This is a genomic window from Microbacterium sp. Y-01 (assembly GCF_003856715.1).
In the GTDB taxonomy this organism is placed as follows: Bacteria; Actinomycetota; Actinomycetes; order Actinomycetales; family Microbacteriaceae; genus Microbacterium; species Microbacterium algeriense.
This window is the reverse complement of record NZ_CP024170.1, coordinates 3,119,804-3,134,004: the sequence shown is the minus strand read 5'-3', so window position 1 is coordinate 3,134,004 and position 14,201 is coordinate 3,119,804. Positions and strand designations below refer to the sequence as shown.

The 14,201-nt window shown below is 68.7% G+C and carries 17 protein-coding genes; 12 read left to right on the top strand and 5 right to left on the bottom strand.

The features are described from left to right. Positions 1–11 precede the first annotated feature (11 nt). Entirely contained in the window at positions 12–1,265 is a 1,254-nt protein-coding gene (locus tag CSX12_RS15055; RefSeq protein ID WP_124896311.1) for an isochorismate synthase, read from the bottom strand. Between the two features lie 56 nt (positions 1,266–1,321). On the opposite strand from CSX12_RS15055, the gene CSX12_RS15050 reads away from it, so the two are divergent. From CSX12_RS15050 to CSX12_RS15030, 5 genes are all read left to right on the top strand, one after another. Then, positions 1,322–1,885: a hypothetical protein gene (locus tag CSX12_RS15050; protein WP_124896310.1), complete on the top strand. Its 564-nt coding sequence runs from the start codon at positions 1,322–1,324 to the stop codon at positions 1,883–1,885. Continuing rightward, entirely contained in the window at positions 1,882–2,601 is a 720-nt protein-coding gene (locus tag CSX12_RS15045) for a class I SAM-dependent methyltransferase (protein WP_124896309.1), read from the top strand. Before CSX12_RS15050 ends, CSX12_RS15045 begins: the two co-directional genes overlap by 4 nt. Positions 2,602–2,647: 46 nt before the next feature. Further along, the gene (locus CSX12_RS15040) at positions 2,648–3,709 is read left to right on the top strand and encodes a polyprenyl synthetase family protein (protein ID WP_124896308.1); all 1,062 of its coding nucleotides are present in this window, start codon (positions 2,648–2,650) and stop codon (positions 3,707–3,709) included. Positions 3,710–3,769: 60 nt separating this feature from the next. Next, the gene (locus CSX12_RS15035; RefSeq protein ID WP_017201623.1) at positions 3,770–5,143 is read left to right on the top strand and encodes an FAD-dependent oxidoreductase; all 1,374 of its coding nucleotides are present in this window, start codon (positions 3,770–3,772) and stop codon (positions 5,141–5,143) included. A gap of 70 nt (positions 5,144–5,213) precedes the next feature. Further along, on the top strand, positions 5,214–6,251 hold the full coding sequence (locus CSX12_RS15030; RefSeq protein ID WP_017201622.1) for an alpha/beta hydrolase: 1,038 nt from the start codon (positions 5,214–5,216) through the stop codon (positions 6,249–6,251). Here the strand turns inward: CSX12_RS15030 and CSX12_RS15025 are convergent. Both CSX12_RS15025 and CSX12_RS15020 read right to left on the bottom strand, forming a co-directional pair. Continuing rightward, positions 6,242–6,874, bottom strand: coding sequence for a GntR family transcriptional regulator (locus CSX12_RS15025; RefSeq protein ID WP_124896307.1), 633 nt, complete (start codon positions 6,872–6,874; stop codon positions 6,242–6,244). The two genes, CSX12_RS15030 and CSX12_RS15025, sit on opposite strands and share 10 nt — an antisense overlap. A gap of 529 nt (positions 6,875–7,403) precedes the next feature. Continuing rightward, positions 7,404–7,697 carry a hypothetical protein gene (locus CSX12_RS15020; protein WP_124896306.1) on the bottom strand — a complete coding sequence of 98 codons (294 nt, stop codon included), beginning with the start codon at positions 7,695–7,697 and terminating at the stop codon, positions 7,404–7,406. 96 nt (positions 7,698–7,793) lie between these two features. On the opposite strand from CSX12_RS15020, the gene CSX12_RS15015 reads away from it, so the two are divergent. Beyond that, positions 7,794–8,087, top strand: coding sequence for a hypothetical protein (locus tag CSX12_RS15015; protein WP_124896305.1), 294 nt, complete (start codon positions 7,794–7,796; stop codon positions 8,085–8,087). Positions 8,088–8,157: 70 nt separating this feature from the next. On the opposite strand, the gene CSX12_RS15010 is transcribed toward CSX12_RS15015, so the two are convergent. Continuing rightward, positions 8,158–8,646 carry a YajQ family cyclic di-GMP-binding protein gene (locus CSX12_RS15010; RefSeq protein WP_017201618.1) on the bottom strand — a complete coding sequence of 163 codons (489 nt, stop codon included), beginning with the start codon at positions 8,644–8,646 and terminating at the stop codon, positions 8,158–8,160. Between the two features lie 46 nt (positions 8,647–8,692). Between CSX12_RS15010 and CSX12_RS15005 the strand changes: the two genes are divergently transcribed. Beyond that, entirely contained in the window at positions 8,693–8,872 is a 180-nt protein-coding gene (locus CSX12_RS15005; protein ID WP_124896304.1) for a hypothetical protein, read from the top strand. 119 nt (positions 8,873–8,991) lie between these two features. Next, the gene (locus CSX12_RS15000) at positions 8,992–9,453 is read left to right on the top strand and encodes an NUDIX domain-containing protein (RefSeq protein ID WP_241160476.1); all 462 of its coding nucleotides are present in this window, start codon (positions 8,992–8,994) and stop codon (positions 9,451–9,453) included. A 70-nt stretch (positions 9,454–9,523) separates the two neighbouring features. On the opposite strand, the gene CSX12_RS14995 is transcribed toward CSX12_RS15000, so the two are convergent. Continuing rightward, the gene (locus CSX12_RS14995; protein WP_124896303.1) at positions 9,524–9,955 is read right to left on the bottom strand and encodes a hypothetical protein; all 432 of its coding nucleotides are present in this window, start codon (positions 9,953–9,955) and stop codon (positions 9,524–9,526) included. A 186-nt stretch (positions 9,956–10,141) separates the two neighbouring features. Here CSX12_RS14995 and CSX12_RS14990 point away from each other — a divergent pair, with 186 nt between their 5' ends. From CSX12_RS14990 to CSX12_RS18520, 4 genes are all read left to right on the top strand, one after another. Then, a complete protein-coding gene (locus CSX12_RS14990; RefSeq protein ID WP_124896302.1) occupies positions 10,142–11,350 on the top strand; it encodes a maltose ABC transporter substrate-binding protein in 1,209 nt (402 codons plus the stop codon). Between the two features lie 70 nt (positions 11,351–11,420). Further along, complete coding sequence (locus CSX12_RS14985) at positions 11,421–13,025, top strand: ABC transporter permease subunit (protein WP_017201614.1); 1,605 nt, start codon at positions 11,421–11,423, stop codon at positions 13,023–13,025. Position 13,026: 1 nt separating this feature from the next. Next, the gene (locus CSX12_RS14980; protein WP_017201613.1) at positions 13,027–13,932 is read left to right on the top strand and encodes a sugar ABC transporter permease; all 906 of its coding nucleotides are present in this window, start codon (positions 13,027–13,029) and stop codon (positions 13,930–13,932) included. A 57-nt stretch (positions 13,933–13,989) separates the two neighbouring features. Beyond that, positions 13,990–14,142, top strand: coding sequence for a hypothetical protein (locus tag CSX12_RS18520; RefSeq protein WP_164479593.1), 153 nt, complete (start codon positions 13,990–13,992; stop codon positions 14,140–14,142). The last annotated feature ends 59 nt before the right edge of the window (positions 14,143–14,201 follow it).

The window sequence follows — 14,201 nt, the reverse complement described above, 5'->3', positions numbered from 1 at the left end:
CGGGACCGGCGTCAGGCGAGAGCGTCGACGAGGGGACGGAACTTCACGCGCGTCTCCAGCAGCTCGCTCTCCGGGTCGGAACCCGCGACGATCCCCGCGCCGGCGTACGCGGTGACGCCGATCGCGTCCGCCTCGGCGACGAACTGGGCGCACCGCAGCGCGATGGCCCACTCGCCGTTGCCCTCGGCGTCGACCCAGCCCACCGGGCCCGCATAGCGTCCGCGGTCGAACGGCTCGAGGTCGCGGATCGCCGCGATCGCCGCTGGAGTGGGGGTCCCGGCGACCGCGGCCGTGGGGTGCAGCGCGCGCACCAGGTCGAGCGCGGACTCGCCGTCGGCCAGTTCGCCCTCCACGTCGGTGGCGAGATGGAACAGGTTCGGCAGCTTCAGCAGGAACGGCTGCTCGCTCGCCGCGAGCGCCCTGGTGTGCGCGCGCAGCGAGGCGAGCACGCTCTGCACCGCATACTGGTGCTCGTCGAGGTCCTTGGTGCTGGAGGCGAGGTGCGTGGACGCCTCGGTGTCGGCGTCCGCGTCGGCGCCGCGCCCGATCGTGCCGGCGAGGACCCGGGCCGTCACGGTGCCCTGCTGCACCGTCACCAGGGTCTCGGGGCTCGCGCCGATCAGACCGTCCACCGCGAAGGCCCAGGTGTCGGGGTACCCCGTCGACAGCGCTCGCACGAGGCGGCGCAGGTCGGAGCCGGCGGGGATCGTGCCGATGAGGTCGCGGGCGAGGACGACCTTGCTCAGCTCGCCGTCCGCGATGCGGGAGAGCGCGCGCCGCACGGAGTCCTGATATCCCTGCGGGCTCTGCGCCCCCGGCCCGACCGTGCCGGCCCAGTGCGGTCCATACGGCTGCGTGGCGAGCGGGGTCGCCGCCCGGGGGTCGGACGCGAGACGGATCCGGGTCTCCCAGAAGCGGTGCCCGTGCCTGCCGAGCACGCGGGTCGGCACGATGAGCACGCTGTCGGCGGCCGACTCCTCGTCGAAGGCGAACGCCCCGAACGCGACGAGCCCGGTGCCGGGCAGTCCGACCGGATCGGAGATCTCCGCCTGGGCCGAGATGCCGCGCCAGACCGTGGCCAGCGCTTGCGAGCGGGGCGTGCCGGCCGCAGGACGCGGGCGTAGCTCCGCAAGCGGCTCCCCGACGGCGACGATCCCGTCTCCGCGGCGCAGCCAGGCGAGCGGACGAGCGGGGTCGGCGTACGCCAGGAGGTCTTCGACCGGGTCGATCTCGCGGGTCTCCACGACCAGGTGGGTGGTGTGCACGTGTCCAGCCTATGCCGCGTCGCCGACCCGGAACCGCGTCGTCGTAGGGTGAACGGATGAGCGACGCGCGTCCCGCACCCGGCACCGAGATGGTCTTCCAGTGGCGGAAGTGGGACGGCTCCCCGCACTGGCGTCACGAGTGCGTGTACCTCGGCTCGGACCACTGGGGAGACTGGGTCGGCCAGCCCGCCGGATGGCACAGCATCCGTCCCGGTGCGGAGTTCCACGCGGCGGGTCCGAACGTCACGCTGGTCCCGGCGAGCGCGGACCATGCGCTGACCGTGAACCGTCGTCATCCCCGCGGCATGCGCATCTACATCGACCTCGGCTGGGACATCCGCTGGTCGGACGATCCGCTGCTCGCGACGGGCATCGACATGGATCTCGACGTCGTGCGGGTCGAGGGTGCCCGGGGCACCTGGGTCGACGACCGCGACGAGTGGGCGGAGCACAGCGTCCGCTACGGCTACCCCGCCGCCGTGATGACGCACCTCGAGGCCCTCGCGCTCGACCTGGAGGAGCGGGTGCGCGCACAGACCGCCCCGTTCGACGACGCGACGGCGGATCCGTGGCTCGACCGCCTCGAGGCGCTGAACCTCGCGCCTAGACTGATCCCGTGACCCCGAACGAGAAGAACCGCGCCGACCTCGGCAAGGACCCCGCCCGCGTGAGCGGCATGTTCGACCAGGTCGCCGCAGGCTACGACCGCACGAACACCGCGATGACGTTCGGCAACGACGTCCTGTGGCGCGCCGCCACCACGCGCGCGGTCGCTCCCAAGCCGGGGGAGCGGATCCTCGACCTCGGTGCCGGCACCGCGTCGTCGTCGGCGTCCCTCGCGCGCAGCGGTGCTCAGGTGGTCGCGGCCGACTTCTCGCCCGGGATGCTCGCGGAGGGCGAGCGACGGCACGGCGCCATGCGCAACCTGTCGTTCGTGCAGGCCGACGCCACTGACCTGCCGTTCGGCGACGGGGAGTTCGATGCGGTCACGATGTCGTATGCGCTGCGCAACGTGAACGATCCGAAGAAGGCGCTGCGCGAGCTGTACCGCGTGACCAAGCCGGGCGGCCGACTCGTGATCAACGAGTTCTCCACCCCGCCGGGCAAGCTGTTCCGCAGTGCCTACCGCTTCTACAACGCGCAGGTGCTGCCGCGCGTCGCCCGGGTCGCGGGCACCAACGGCGACGCCTACGACTACCTCAACGAGTCGATCCGCGAGTGGCCCGACCAGAAGAAGCTGTCGGCCTGGATCCGGGAGGCGGGCTGGGCCGACGTCGCGTACCGGAATCTCTCGTTCGGCATCGTGGCCCTGCACAGAGCGCGCAAGCCGGAGTGATCTCCGCGGACGAAACCGCGTCAGCCGACGCAGGTAGGCTGGGACCGTGACTTCGAGCCCCATCGCCCCGGGTTCGCGACTGGCGAGCCGTCTCGGCTTCAGCGATCGCGTCTTCATCGGCCCCGCCGCCCGCCGCGTCGCCCGCGCCATCGAAGACGGACTGGAGCTGGTCGAGACCGGACTGGCCGAGGACGTGCGCGTCGCCGATCCGCTCGCCGACGCCGCCAGCCGCTACCTGTACGAGGCGGGCGGCAAGCGCATCCGGCCCGTCCTCACGCTCCTGGCCGCACAGCTCGGCGACGGCAACACGGCCGAGGTGATCGATGTCGCGAAGGCTCTGGAGATCACCCACCTGGGCTCGCTGTATCACGACGACGTCATGGACGGCGCGGACCGCCGCCGCGGTGTCCCGGCCGCGCACGCGGTGTGGGGCAACAACATCGCGATCCTCACCGGCGACATCCTGTTCTCGCGCGCCAGTCAGCTCATGTCGCGCCTGGGGGAGCGGGCCATCCGACTGCAGGCCGACACGTTCGAGCGCCTCGTCCTCGGACAGATGCACGAGACCCTCGGACCGCAGGAGGGCGACGACCCGATCGCGTTCTACATCCAGGTGCTCGCCGACAAGACCGGTTCCCTGATCGCCGCGGCGACCCAGGGCGGCGTGATCTTCTCCAACGCCTCCTCGGCGTACGAGGAGCCGCTGCGCGTGTACGGCGAGAAGATCGGCGTGGCCTTCCAGCTGCTCGACGACGTCATCGACCTGTCGGCGAAGCCGGAGGAGACCGGCAAGGTGCCGGGAACCGACCTGCGTGCGGGCGTTCCGACCATGCCCTACCTGCTGCTGAAGGCCGAGGGCGACGCCGCGTCGGTCGACCTCGCGGCGCGCATCGACGACGGAGTGGCGCTCATCGCGGACGGAGCCGATCCGGCCATCCTCGACGGCCCTCTGGACGAGCTCCGCGATCACGCCGTGACGCAGAAGACGCTCGAGCTCGCGCATTCCTGGACGCGCGATGCGACCGACGCCCTCGATCCCCTCCCGCGCGGCACCGTCCGCGAGGCGCTGACACGATTTGCTGAGACCCTCGCCGAACGCTCCAGCTGATTCCGCGCGGGCGCCCCTCGGGCTGCCCGCCGGCTGCGTCGGCATACGAAAGGACCTCCCATGACCAAGCTCAGACTGGCCATCGTCGGTGCGGGACCCGCCGGCATCTACGCCGCGGACATCCTGCTGAAGGCCGAGCGCAAGTTCGACGTGTCGATCGACCTCTTCGAGCAGCTGCCGGCTCCCTACGGGCTCGTCCGCTACGGCGTCGCGCCCGATCACCCGCGCATCAAGGGCATCATCACGGCGCTGCGCGATGTCCTCGATCGCGGTGACATCCGCCTGTTCGGCAACGTCCGCTTCGGCGAGGACATCACCCTCGACGACCTCAAGAAGCACTACAACGCCGTGATCTTCGCGACCGGGGCGATCCGCGACACCTCGCTCGACATCCCCGGCATCGACGCCGTGGCCTCCTACGGGGCCGCGGACTACGTGAGCTGGTTCGACGGGCATCCGGACGTGCCGCGGGAGTGGCCGCTGGACGCGGCCTCCGTCGGGGTGCTGGGCAACGGCAACGTGGCGCTCGACGTCGCCCGCATGCTCGCGAAGCATGCGGAGGACCTGCTCGTCACCGAGGTCCCGGCGAACGTCTACGAGGGGCTGAAGGCCAGCGCGGTGACGGACGTGCACATCTTCGGACGCCGCGGACCCGCGCAGGTGAAGTTCACACCGCTCGAACTGCGCGAGCTCGGCGAGCTGCGCGATGTCGACATGGTCGTGTACGACGAGGACTTCGACTACGACGAGGCCTCGAAGGATGCGGTCGCCAGCAACAAGCAGGTCATGGTGATCGACCGGATCCTGCAGTCGTGGCGCAAGCGCGACTCGGTCAACAACGCCGGCGGGACGGCATCTCGGCGTCTGCACCTGCATTTCTGGGCGAAGCCGGTGGAGGTGCGCAAGGACGAGACGGGTCGCGTCGCCGCTCTCGTGTACGAGCGCACGAAGCCCGATGGTCAGGGTGGTGCCGTGGGCACGGGAGAGCTGCGCGAGGTGCCGCTGCAGGCTCTGTACCGCGCGATCGGCTACTTCGGCTCCCCGCTGCCCGGCGTGCCGTTCGACAAGAAGCACGGGGTGATCCCCAATCGCGAGGGCCAGGTGCTCGCGAAGGACTCCAACGAGCAGGTGCCCGGCATCTACGCCACGGGCTGGATCAAGCGCGGACCGGTCGGACTGATCGGGCACACCAAGTCCGACGCGATGGAGACCGTCCGGCACATCATCAACGACCAGGGGTCGTGGTGGCACCCGGAGGACCCCAGCGAGGACGCGATCCCGGCCCTCCTCGCCGAGCGCGGCGTCGCCTGGACGGACCTGGACGGCTGGCATCGCCTCGACGAGCACGAGATCGCCCTCGGAGCGCCCGAGGAGCGCGCCCGGATCAAGGTCGTCCCGCGCGACGAGATGGTGCGCGTGTCCCGAGGCGAGTAGCGCCCTCCCGGACCCGCATCCCCCTCCTGGGCGTCTGCTCGGCTAGCCTGGCGGCGAGGGGGAGGAACGCATGGCGGATTGGATCCCTGATGTGCTCGGTGACGAGTTCGAGCAGCTGACGCTCGACCTCGGCACCGACGAGCAGGGCCCGGTGGTGGCGACCCTGGTGCGCGCCCTCCCGCCCGAGCAGGAGTGGTGGGACCGGGTGCGCGGCCGGCGTCGGCTTCTCGACGGAGTCGATGTGCTGTACGTCCACGGCTGGTCGGACTACTTCTTCCAGAAGCGGCTCGCCCGGTTCTGGACGTCACGCGGCGCCCGGTTCTTCGCGCTCGACCTGCGCAAGTACGGTCGCAGTCTGCGCGAGGGACAGACGCCCGGTTACATCGCGGACCTGGCGATCTACGACCAGGACATCGGCGCGGCCCTCGAGGCGATGGGACGCGGGCTGGGCGGCAACGAGTCCGCGCGCGGCCTCGTCCTCTTCGGGCATTCCACGGGCGGGCTCACCCTGAGCCTGTGGGCGTCGCGGCATCCGGGGGTCGCAGACGCGGTGGTGCTGAACAGCCCCTGGCTGGAGTTCCAGTTCGCGCCGGCGCGCGCGGCGCTGGCTCCCGTGGTGGAGCTTCAGGCGCGGATCCGACCGATGGAGGTCGCGCCGCAGGTCGACCTCGGCTATTACACGCGCGCGCAGCAGGAGGTCGCCGACCCCGACGATCCGATGGAGATCGACACGGCGTGGCGGCCCGTGCAGACGATGGCGGTGTACGCGGGGTGGCTGCACGCGATCCTCACCGGCCACAAGACCGTGGCGGCGGGGCTGTCCATCTCGGCGCCGGTGTGCGTGCTGCTCTCGGCGCGATTCGTGCCGCCCACCCGCTGGTCGGAGGAGCTGACCTCGGCGGACTCCGTGCTCGTGGTGGACGACATCGCCCGTGCGGCGCTCCGGCTCGGCCCCTCGGTCACCGTGGAACGGATCGACGGCGCTCTGCACGACGTCTTCCTCTCCCGCCATGCCGCTCGGGAAGAGGCCTATGCGCGGCTCGAACGCTGGGTCACCGGCTGGCGTGCATCGGCCGGCCTGCGTCGGCCCGAGCCCCGTCAGACGTAGTACATCTCGCGCGCCAGACGCTCGGCCGCGTCGCCGTCGCCGCGGCGGATCGCGTCACGGAAATCGATGTAGATCTGCTGCATCCGGAGGCGGTCGCCCCGCGGGACCGCCCAGCCGCGCAGATTGCGCGACAGCACCATGCTCGCGTCGGCGATGAGGGAGCGGTGCTGCGCGTTCCCGCAGTGCTCGCCCAGGTACGAGAACACGGCCCACCGGGTGAGGGAGGTCCTCGCGCTGTCGTCGATCGACGCGTACATCGTCGCGACGAGCTCGACGACGTGCTCCCGCTGCGCCGGTGTGATCCGCGGCGCGGCCAGCCGGGCGGCGATGCCTCCCTGATGACCGGCGAACACCAGCGACTGCGCGACCGTCTCAGCGGTGACGGGCGTGACCTCGGTGTAGCGGCTGGGGTACATGGTCACCATCCCCAGGCGTTCGAGGCGTTGGAGAGCCTCGCGCACCGGTGTGCGCGACACGTGCAGCTCCTCCGCGACGTCGACGTCGCGGATGCGTTCCCCGGCGGCCAGCGTGCCGTCGATGATCCGCCTGCCGATGTAGTGGTAGACCTCCTCAGCCAGAAGCTGCTTGCTCTCGCCGATGCTCGTCGACCGAATACGCTGCATGGACCTGCCCCCAGTTGTCCTTCAATCCCGGGCGCCCCATGATTCACCCGGGAGGGAAACTACATCATGAAGTCGCGTCTGATGCCAATGAGCCCCGTCCGGCCGTGATCCGCGTGGGGGCGCGCAGCACGGGACGGGCGGGGTCCTTCTCACTCGAGGGTCTGTGGCCGGCGGGCGCTTCCGCATCCGCCGACCACAGGAGACGCACGCGCGTGGAACCGCTGTGGCCTCGTCCCCACGAGGGCTGGCTCGCAGTCCCGAAGAGCGTCGCCGGCGACGGGTGCCCGTCACGCGGTGGTTGCGTCATCGGTCGCATCGAGTCGACCGCCTCCAGTCTTGAGCACCACAACCGGTATATCGGTATGCAATCTCGCGAGAGCACGCAGAGGGGGTCGGAGGCCGTGGCATCCGACCCCCTCTCGGGCCTGGGACCGCTGGGCCCGTGAGCGTGCTCCGCACCGAGAACAGGCATTCTGTGTGGGGCGTGCGGGAACGCCCGCAGACCTCATCGGCAGGCACCGGGTCCCGATCAGGGGAGGTCGTCGAGGACGAGCTCCCCCCGAGCGTTGAGCGCCGTCATCATTCGCTCGATGCGGTGGCTGTCGACCTTCGGAAGGTCCTCGGAGTCGAATTCCAGGATCAAGGGGATGCTCGGGTGCATCCACGCGGTCATCCTGCCGGCGCGCCCCTGGGCTGCGGGCCAGGTCATCATGAAGCTCTCGTGACGACGCAGCTTCGTGCCCATCACGATCTTCAGGTGGACCAGCGTTTCGTCGTCCACTTCGATCGCAGGCCGCGAACTGTTGTACTCGAGCTTTCCCATGAGCAAAGGATACGCGCGGCGGTTCCCCGCGGTGTCCGTCGCCCCGAGCTGGACTTCAACGGGACTCGCAGCTTCGGAGGCCGTTCGTGTGCTGGGATGGGCGACATGCAGACGATGGAGCGGACCGAGATCATCATCGACGGCGACAGCACGTTTCTCGCCCAGGACCAGGACCTCGACCGCATCCTCAGATCTGTGGAGGCCGCAGCGAACGGACCGGCGGCCTTCGTGGAATTCGTCGCCGTGGGCAACCGTCGGGTGCGCGTGCTCGTCACCCCGCGTTCGCGCATCGTGGTCACGACCGCGACCGTCCAGTTCGACCCTCGTGACACCGGTGACGAGGCGACGCCGTTCGGCGGTCTCTTCGACTTCGATCCCGATCGACTGTGAGCCGTGATCAGGGGCACGCGGTCATCCCCGCGCCGCCACCTGTCTCTCGCCGACCGGCCCGACGGGCTGCTTACCGGTAGTTGATGAACTGCAGGTCGACGTCGAGGTCGGAGCCCTTGAGGAGCGCGATCACGGACTGCAGGTCGTCGCGGCTCTTGGACTGCACGCGCAGCTCGTCGCCCTGGATCTGGCTCTTGACGCCCTTGGGGCCCTCGTCGCGGATGATCTTGTTGATCTTCTTCGCGTTCTCGGAGGAGATGCCGTCCTTGAGCGTCGAGACGATGCGGAACTCCTTGCCGCTCGCGAAGGGCTCGCCCGAGTCCAGGCTCTTCAGCGAGATGCCGCGCTTGATGAGCTTGGACTGGAACACGTCGAGAACCGCCTTGGCCCGCTCCTCGGTGTTGGCGATGATCAGGATGCTCTCACCGCTCCAGGCGATCGACGCACCGGTGCCCTTGAAGTCGTAGCGCTGCTCGATCTCCTTGCGGGCCTGGTTCAGGGCGTTCTCCGCCTCCTGGTGATCCACCTTCGAGACGATGTCAAATGAGCTGTCAGCCATGACTCCACTGTAACCGGGGCGCGAGCGCGTGTCCCATACTGGCGAGATGAGCCTGCGTCGCGACAGCGAGAGCCCGAAGCGCGCAGCCCGGCGTGCCAGGGAGGCGCGCTGGCCGATCCTCAGGACGATTCGCAAGATGGATGCGAACGACTGGGAGCTCCGGGTCATCGTCCCGTTGTTCACGCTCTTGCTCGTGCTCGCCGTGATCATGGGCTGGGTTCGGTAGGAGCAAGGGAAGCCCCGGGCCCCGACGGCCGTCAACGGCTGCCGATCCACGCAGGTCGCTAGTCCGCTCGCTGTCGAGTGCTCCCCGCAGGTGCCGCGCCCATTGCTTAGACTGCCCGGATGCCGATGTCCAGCTATGTCCAGTCGATTCGCGCGCGGATCGGTCAGGACTTCTTGCTTCTCCCTGGCGTCACGGCCGTCATTCGAGACGGCGAGCGGTTCTTGCTCGCCCGGCACGCGCATTCCGGGCTCTGGAGTCTGATCGGCGGTGGGGTCGAGCCCGACGAAGACCCCGCGGACGCTGTGGATCGAGAGGTCTTCGAAGAGACGGGAGCTCGGATCCGGATCACCGGTGTCATCGGCGCCTACGGTGGAGAACCTCTGGCAGTCACGTATCCCAATGGTGATCAGGTCGGCTACGTGACGATCGCGTACGAGTGCGAACTGCTCAGCGAGGCGACGCCGGACCTCGACGAGATCATGGAACTCGGGTGGTTTCCACGTGAAGTCATCTCCGCTTTGCCGCGGCGTGACTGGATCGATCGTGTGATCCAGGATGCGCCGGGAGATGCCGGTCGCTGACGAGCGTCACCGGCTCTGCGGCCGGATGCGTCGGTCGGTTCGGCTACTCCTCCTACACCGGCGCCGGTGCTCAAGGGGTCACGGCATAGACATTGGCCGAGATCCGGGTGGCTCCGTCCGGCGTCGGATAGTCGTCCGGAACCGTCACGAAGTGTCCGGCGGGACCGCTCAGCTCGACGGGCCCCTGTTCGCCTCCGCAGGCCATGAGCCAGAGGTCGTTGTCCGGATAGGCGAGGACGCAGACCGCCCCGACCTCGACGCCGCGCAGCAGCCAGATCGATGTGCCCTCGTGCTCGCCCACCAGTCGTGCCGAGGGCAGGTCCGCGACGTCGCCGGAGTCCTCCGCCACCACCGAGTCCGGCACCATATCGGCGGGTTCGGCCTCGCGGTCCAGCACGTCGTAGCTCGTGGCGAACGCGGTGCAGCCGCTGAGAGCGACCGCGGACGCCGCCAGTGCGACACCCGCCGTCATCCGCGCGACATGGAGCGAAGTGATTGCCATGCGCCGAGTCTACGAGTCGCGTCCCGCCCGAACTGGTGGAAGCGTTTTCATGCATCGATGCCCTCGTCTCGACGGTCACGGGTTGATATCGACGCTGTCCGTCGTTGCAAACGGTGTCGTTTTCGTTGCATACTGTAAGCGCTTGCAGTACATGCAGGCCAACAGCACTGAGAGAGGCACACACCAATGAAGGTGAACAAGAGGGGCATCGTCGCCGCGGGCGCGATCGCCATCGTTTCGACTCTGACGCTTGCCGGCTGCGCCGCGGGGAACAGCGGCGATGAGACCTCCGACTCCCAGGACGGCGGAAAGCTCGTCGTCTGGGTCGACGCCGAGCGCGTGGACGCCCTGCAGGGCGCGGCGGACGCCTACGAGGAGAAGACCGGCGTCAAGGTCGAGCTCACGGGCAAGTCGGTCGACGACATGAAGGACGACTTCATCCAGCAGGTGCCGACCGGCAAGGGCCCCGACATCGTCATGGGCGCGCACGACTGGCTGGGCGAGCTCAGCACCAACGGCGTCGTCGCTCCGATCGAGCTCGGCGACAGCTCCGAGGACTACCTCCCGGTGGCGCTGCAGGCGGCCACCTACGAGGGCACCGTCTACATGCTCCCGTACGCGGTCGAGAACATCGCCGTGCTGCGCAACGCCGACCTCGTCCCGGAGGCTCCGACGAGCTTCGACGACATGGTGTCGAAGGGCACGTTCGTCGTCGAGCAGGGCGCCGAGGGCAACCCGTACCACCTGTACCCCTTCCAGACGGCCTTCGGTGCTCCGGTCTTCGGCACGGACGAGTCCGGCAGCTACGACCCGACCGACCTCCAGCTGGGCAGCGAGGGCGGCTTCGCCTTCGCCGACTGGCTGGGCGCGCAGGGTGCAGCGGGCACGCTGAACACCGACATCGACGGTGAGATCGCCAAGCAGCAGTTCCTCGACGGGACCGCGGCCTTCTGGCTGACCGGCCCGTGGAACGTCGGAGCCGCGACGGACGCCGGCATCAACGTCGCGATCGACCCGATCCCGAGCCCGACCGGTGAGACCGCGTCGCCGTTCGCCGGCGTCAAGGGCTTCTTCGTGAGCTCCGAGTCGAAGAACAAGGTCGCCGCGAACGACTTCCTCGTCAACTACCTCGGCACCGAAGACGTGCAGCTCGAGCTGTTCAAGGCCGGCAACGTCCTGCCCGCGCTGACCGCCGCCGCCGACTCCGCCGCCTCCGACCCGATCATCGCCGGCTTCCAGGCCGTCGGCGCCGACGCCGTGCCGATGCCCGCCATCCCGGCCATGGGCTCGGTGTGGCAGTTCTGGGGCGTGGCCGAGGCCGCGATCATCAACGGCGCGGACCCGACGACGACGTGGCAGAAGCTCGTCGACGACGTGACCGCCGCGATCAAGTAACAGCCGGAACCACTGACTCTGCCGGGGTGGGCGTCTTCGCCCGCCCCGGCAGGATCATGACGAGGACGACATGACAGACACCGACGAGCGCACTGCTCCTCCGACCCGACGTCAGCGCCAGGCGGCGAAGATCGCCGAAGCGGCATCCGGACCGATCGGCTGGATGCTGCTGAAGATCCTGCTGCTGGCCGTGGTCGACGCGATCGCGCTCTATGCGGCCTTCGTCCTGTTCGCGCACCAGGAATGGCTGATCCTCGGGATCGTCGTCGCGGTCGCCATCCTCGTCAACTACATCTACTTCTCCCGCAAGCGCATCGCGGCGAAGTACCTCACTCCCGGCATCATCTTCCTGGTGGTGTTCCAGGTCTTCACCCTGCTCTACACCGGGTACATCGGGTTCACGAACTACGGCACGGGCCACAACGGCACCAAGGATCAGGCCATCTCCTCGCTTCTCGCCTCGGCGCAGGAGCGGGTCGAGGATTCGCCCACCTACCCGGTCACGGTCGTCGAGCAGTTCGGCACCTATGGCCTGCTCGTCACCGACCCCGACTCGGGCGACGCCCTGGTCGGCACCGCGGAGCAGCCCCTGCAGGAGGTCGATGCCGAGTTCGAGGGCGGCAAGGCCGTCGCGACGGACGGGTGGACCACCCTCCCGCTCGCCACCGTGTTCACCCTCTCAGAAGAGCTCGAGAAGCTCTCCGTCCCGTTCAGCGACGACCCCAACGACGGCAGCCTGCGCGCACCGGACGGACAGAAGGGCTACCTGTACGTCTCGACGCTCGCCTACGACGCGGACGCCGACACCATCACCGACACGACCACCGGGGCCGTCTACTCCGACACCGGTGACGGCGCCTTCACGGCCGAAGACGGAGAGCAGCTGCTGCCCGGGTGGCAGACGACCGTCGGCTTCGACAACTTCGTCCGTGCCGTCACCGACTCGTCCATCCGCGGACCGCTCATCTCGGTCACGCTGTGGACGTTCGCCTTCGCGCTGATCTCGGTCGCGACGACGTTCTTCCTCGGGCTCCTGCTCGCGCTGGTGTTCAACAACACGCGGATGCGGTTCCGCAACGGCTACCGCATCATCCTGATCCTCCCGTACGCGTTCCCCGCGTTCCTGTCGGCGCTGGTCTGGGCCGGGATGATGAACGAGAGCTTCGGCTTCATCAATCAGGTCATCTTCGGCGGGGCCGACATCCCCTGGCTCACCGACCCCGCTCTCGCGAAGGTGTCGGTGCTGCTGGTGAACCTGTGGCTCGGGTTCCCCTACATGTTCCTCGTCTGCATGGGGGCGCTGCAGGGCATCCCGGAGGACGTGAACGAGGCCGCCGTGATGGACGGCGCGAACCCGTGGCAGGTCTTCCGCCGCATCAAGCTGCCGCTGCTGCTCGTCACCGTCGCGCCGCTGCTGATCTCGTCGTTCGCGTTCAACTTCAACAACTTCAACCTGATCTACATGCTCACCAACGGCGGACCGCGCTTCAGCGATGTGTCCATCCCGGTGGGGCACACCGACATCCTGATCTCGATGGTCTACAAGGTGGCCTTCACGGGCCAGACGCGCGACTACGGCCTGGCATCGGCCTTCACGATCCTGATCTTCATCGTGGTCGCGACGATCTCGATCATCAGCTTCCGCAAGACCAAGGCCCTCGAGGAGCTGAACTGACATGAGCACCGCCACCAGCACCTCCGAACAGCGCCTCGCCCCGCGCCGTCGCAGCTTCGGCGCGTGGTTCGCCGACACCGGATGGCGACACCTCGTCGCGATCGTCGTCAGCGTGTTCGCCCTGTTCCCGCTGCTGTACGTCGTCTCCGCGTCGCTGAACCCGAAGGGCACGCTGACCGGCTCGAACCAGCTGTTCTCCGCGATCGGCATCGACAGCTACGTGCGCATCCTGAGCGATCCGCAGAACCCGTACGGCACCTGGTTCCTCAACACGCTGCTGATCGCCGTGGTCACAGGCGCCGTGACCGTGTTCATCGGCGCCTGCGCGGCATATGCCTTCTCGCGCATGCGCTTCGCGGGACGCCGCGTCGGACTCGTGACGATCGTCGTCGTGCAGATGTTCCCGCAGCTGCTCGCGGTCGTCGCGATCTTCCTGCTGATGTCGACGTTGGGGGACTGGTTCCCGGCGATCGGGCTGAACACGCACACGGGGCTGATCCTGGTGTACCTGGGCGGAGCGCTCGGCGTGAACACCTACCTCATGTACGGGTTCTTCAACACGATCCCGAAGGAGATCGACGAGGCCGCCCGCATCGACGGCGCCGGCCACGCCCGCATCTTCTTCACGATCATCCTGCGGCTCGTGGCCCCGATCCTCGCGGTCGTCGGCCTGCTGTCCTTCATCGGCACGGTGAACGAGTACGTCATCGCGAGCGTGATGCTCGTCGACGTGGACCAGCAGACGCTCGTCGTCGGTCTCACCAAGCTCGTCGCGAACCCGCGCTATGCGGACTGGTCGGCCTTCTCCGCCGGCGCCGTGATGGCCGCGATCCCCGTGATGATCCTGTTCCTGTTCCTGCAGAAGTACATCGTCGGCGGCCTGACCGCCGGAGCGACGAAGGGCTGAGGCCGGAGCGCGGCGTTGCTCCCGGCGTCCGGGGTGCTTCGGCTCTACCGTGGGGGCATGGCACGGGTGGGTGGACGCAACCTCGGGGTGAGCTGGTTCGCCGGCGTGGTGTGCATCGGCATCGTCGGCGCGCTCGTCTGGCTCTCGCTGCCGATGCTCCCGGTGCTCGCGGAGTTCGCCGGGACCGCTCTGCGCACCGCGCTTCCCTGACCGCGGAACCTCTGCGGGCGCCGTGCGTATGACGACACGTCGGCACGCCTCCGGGGGCG

Excerpts from the sequence above, each read along its gene's own strand:
- CSX12_RS15050 (WP_124896310.1), top strand. The coding sequence starts at position 1,322 with ATGAGCGACGCGCGTCCCGCACCCGGCACCGAGATGGTCTTCCAGTGG.
- CSX12_RS15035 (WP_017201623.1), top strand. The coding sequence starts at position 3,770 with ATGACCAAGCTCAGACTGGCCATCGTCGGTGCGGGACCCGCCGGCATC.
- CSX12_RS15030 (WP_017201622.1), top strand. The coding sequence starts at position 5,214 with ATGGCGGATTGGATCCCTGATGTGCTCGGTGACGAGTTCGAGCAGCTG.
- CSX12_RS15025 (WP_124896307.1), bottom strand. The coding sequence starts at position 6,874 with ATGCAGCGTATTCGGTCGACGAGCATCGGCGAGAGCAAGCAGCTTCTG.
- CSX12_RS15020 (WP_124896306.1), bottom strand. The coding sequence starts at position 7,697 with ATGGGAAAGCTCGAGTACAACAGTTCGCGGCCTGCGATCGAAGTGGAC.
- CSX12_RS15015 (WP_124896305.1), top strand. The coding sequence starts at position 7,794 with ATGGGCGACATGCAGACGATGGAGCGGACCGAGATCATCATCGACGGC.
- CSX12_RS15010 (WP_017201618.1), bottom strand. The coding sequence starts at position 8,646 with ATGGCTGACAGCTCATTTGACATCGTCTCGAAGGTGGATCACCAGGAG.
- CSX12_RS15005 (WP_124896304.1), top strand. The coding sequence starts at position 8,693 with ATGAGCCTGCGTCGCGACAGCGAGAGCCCGAAGCGCGCAGCCCGGCGT.
- CSX12_RS15000 (WP_241160476.1), top strand. The coding sequence starts at position 8,992 with ATGCCGATGTCCAGCTATGTCCAGTCGATTCGCGCGCGGATCGGTCAG.
- CSX12_RS14995 (WP_124896303.1), bottom strand. The coding sequence starts at position 9,955 with ATGGCAATCACTTCGCTCCATGTCGCGCGGATGACGGCGGGTGTCGCA.
- CSX12_RS14990 (WP_124896302.1), top strand. The coding sequence starts at position 10,142 with ATGAAGGTGAACAAGAGGGGCATCGTCGCCGCGGGCGCGATCGCCATC.
- CSX12_RS14985 (WP_017201614.1), top strand. The coding sequence starts at position 11,421 with ATGACAGACACCGACGAGCGCACTGCTCCTCCGACCCGACGTCAGCGC.
- CSX12_RS14980 (WP_017201613.1), top strand. The coding sequence starts at position 13,027 with ATGAGCACCGCCACCAGCACCTCCGAACAGCGCCTCGCCCCGCGCCGT.
- CSX12_RS18520 (WP_164479593.1), top strand. The coding sequence starts at position 13,990 with ATGGCACGGGTGGGTGGACGCAACCTCGGGGTGAGCTGGTTCGCCGGC.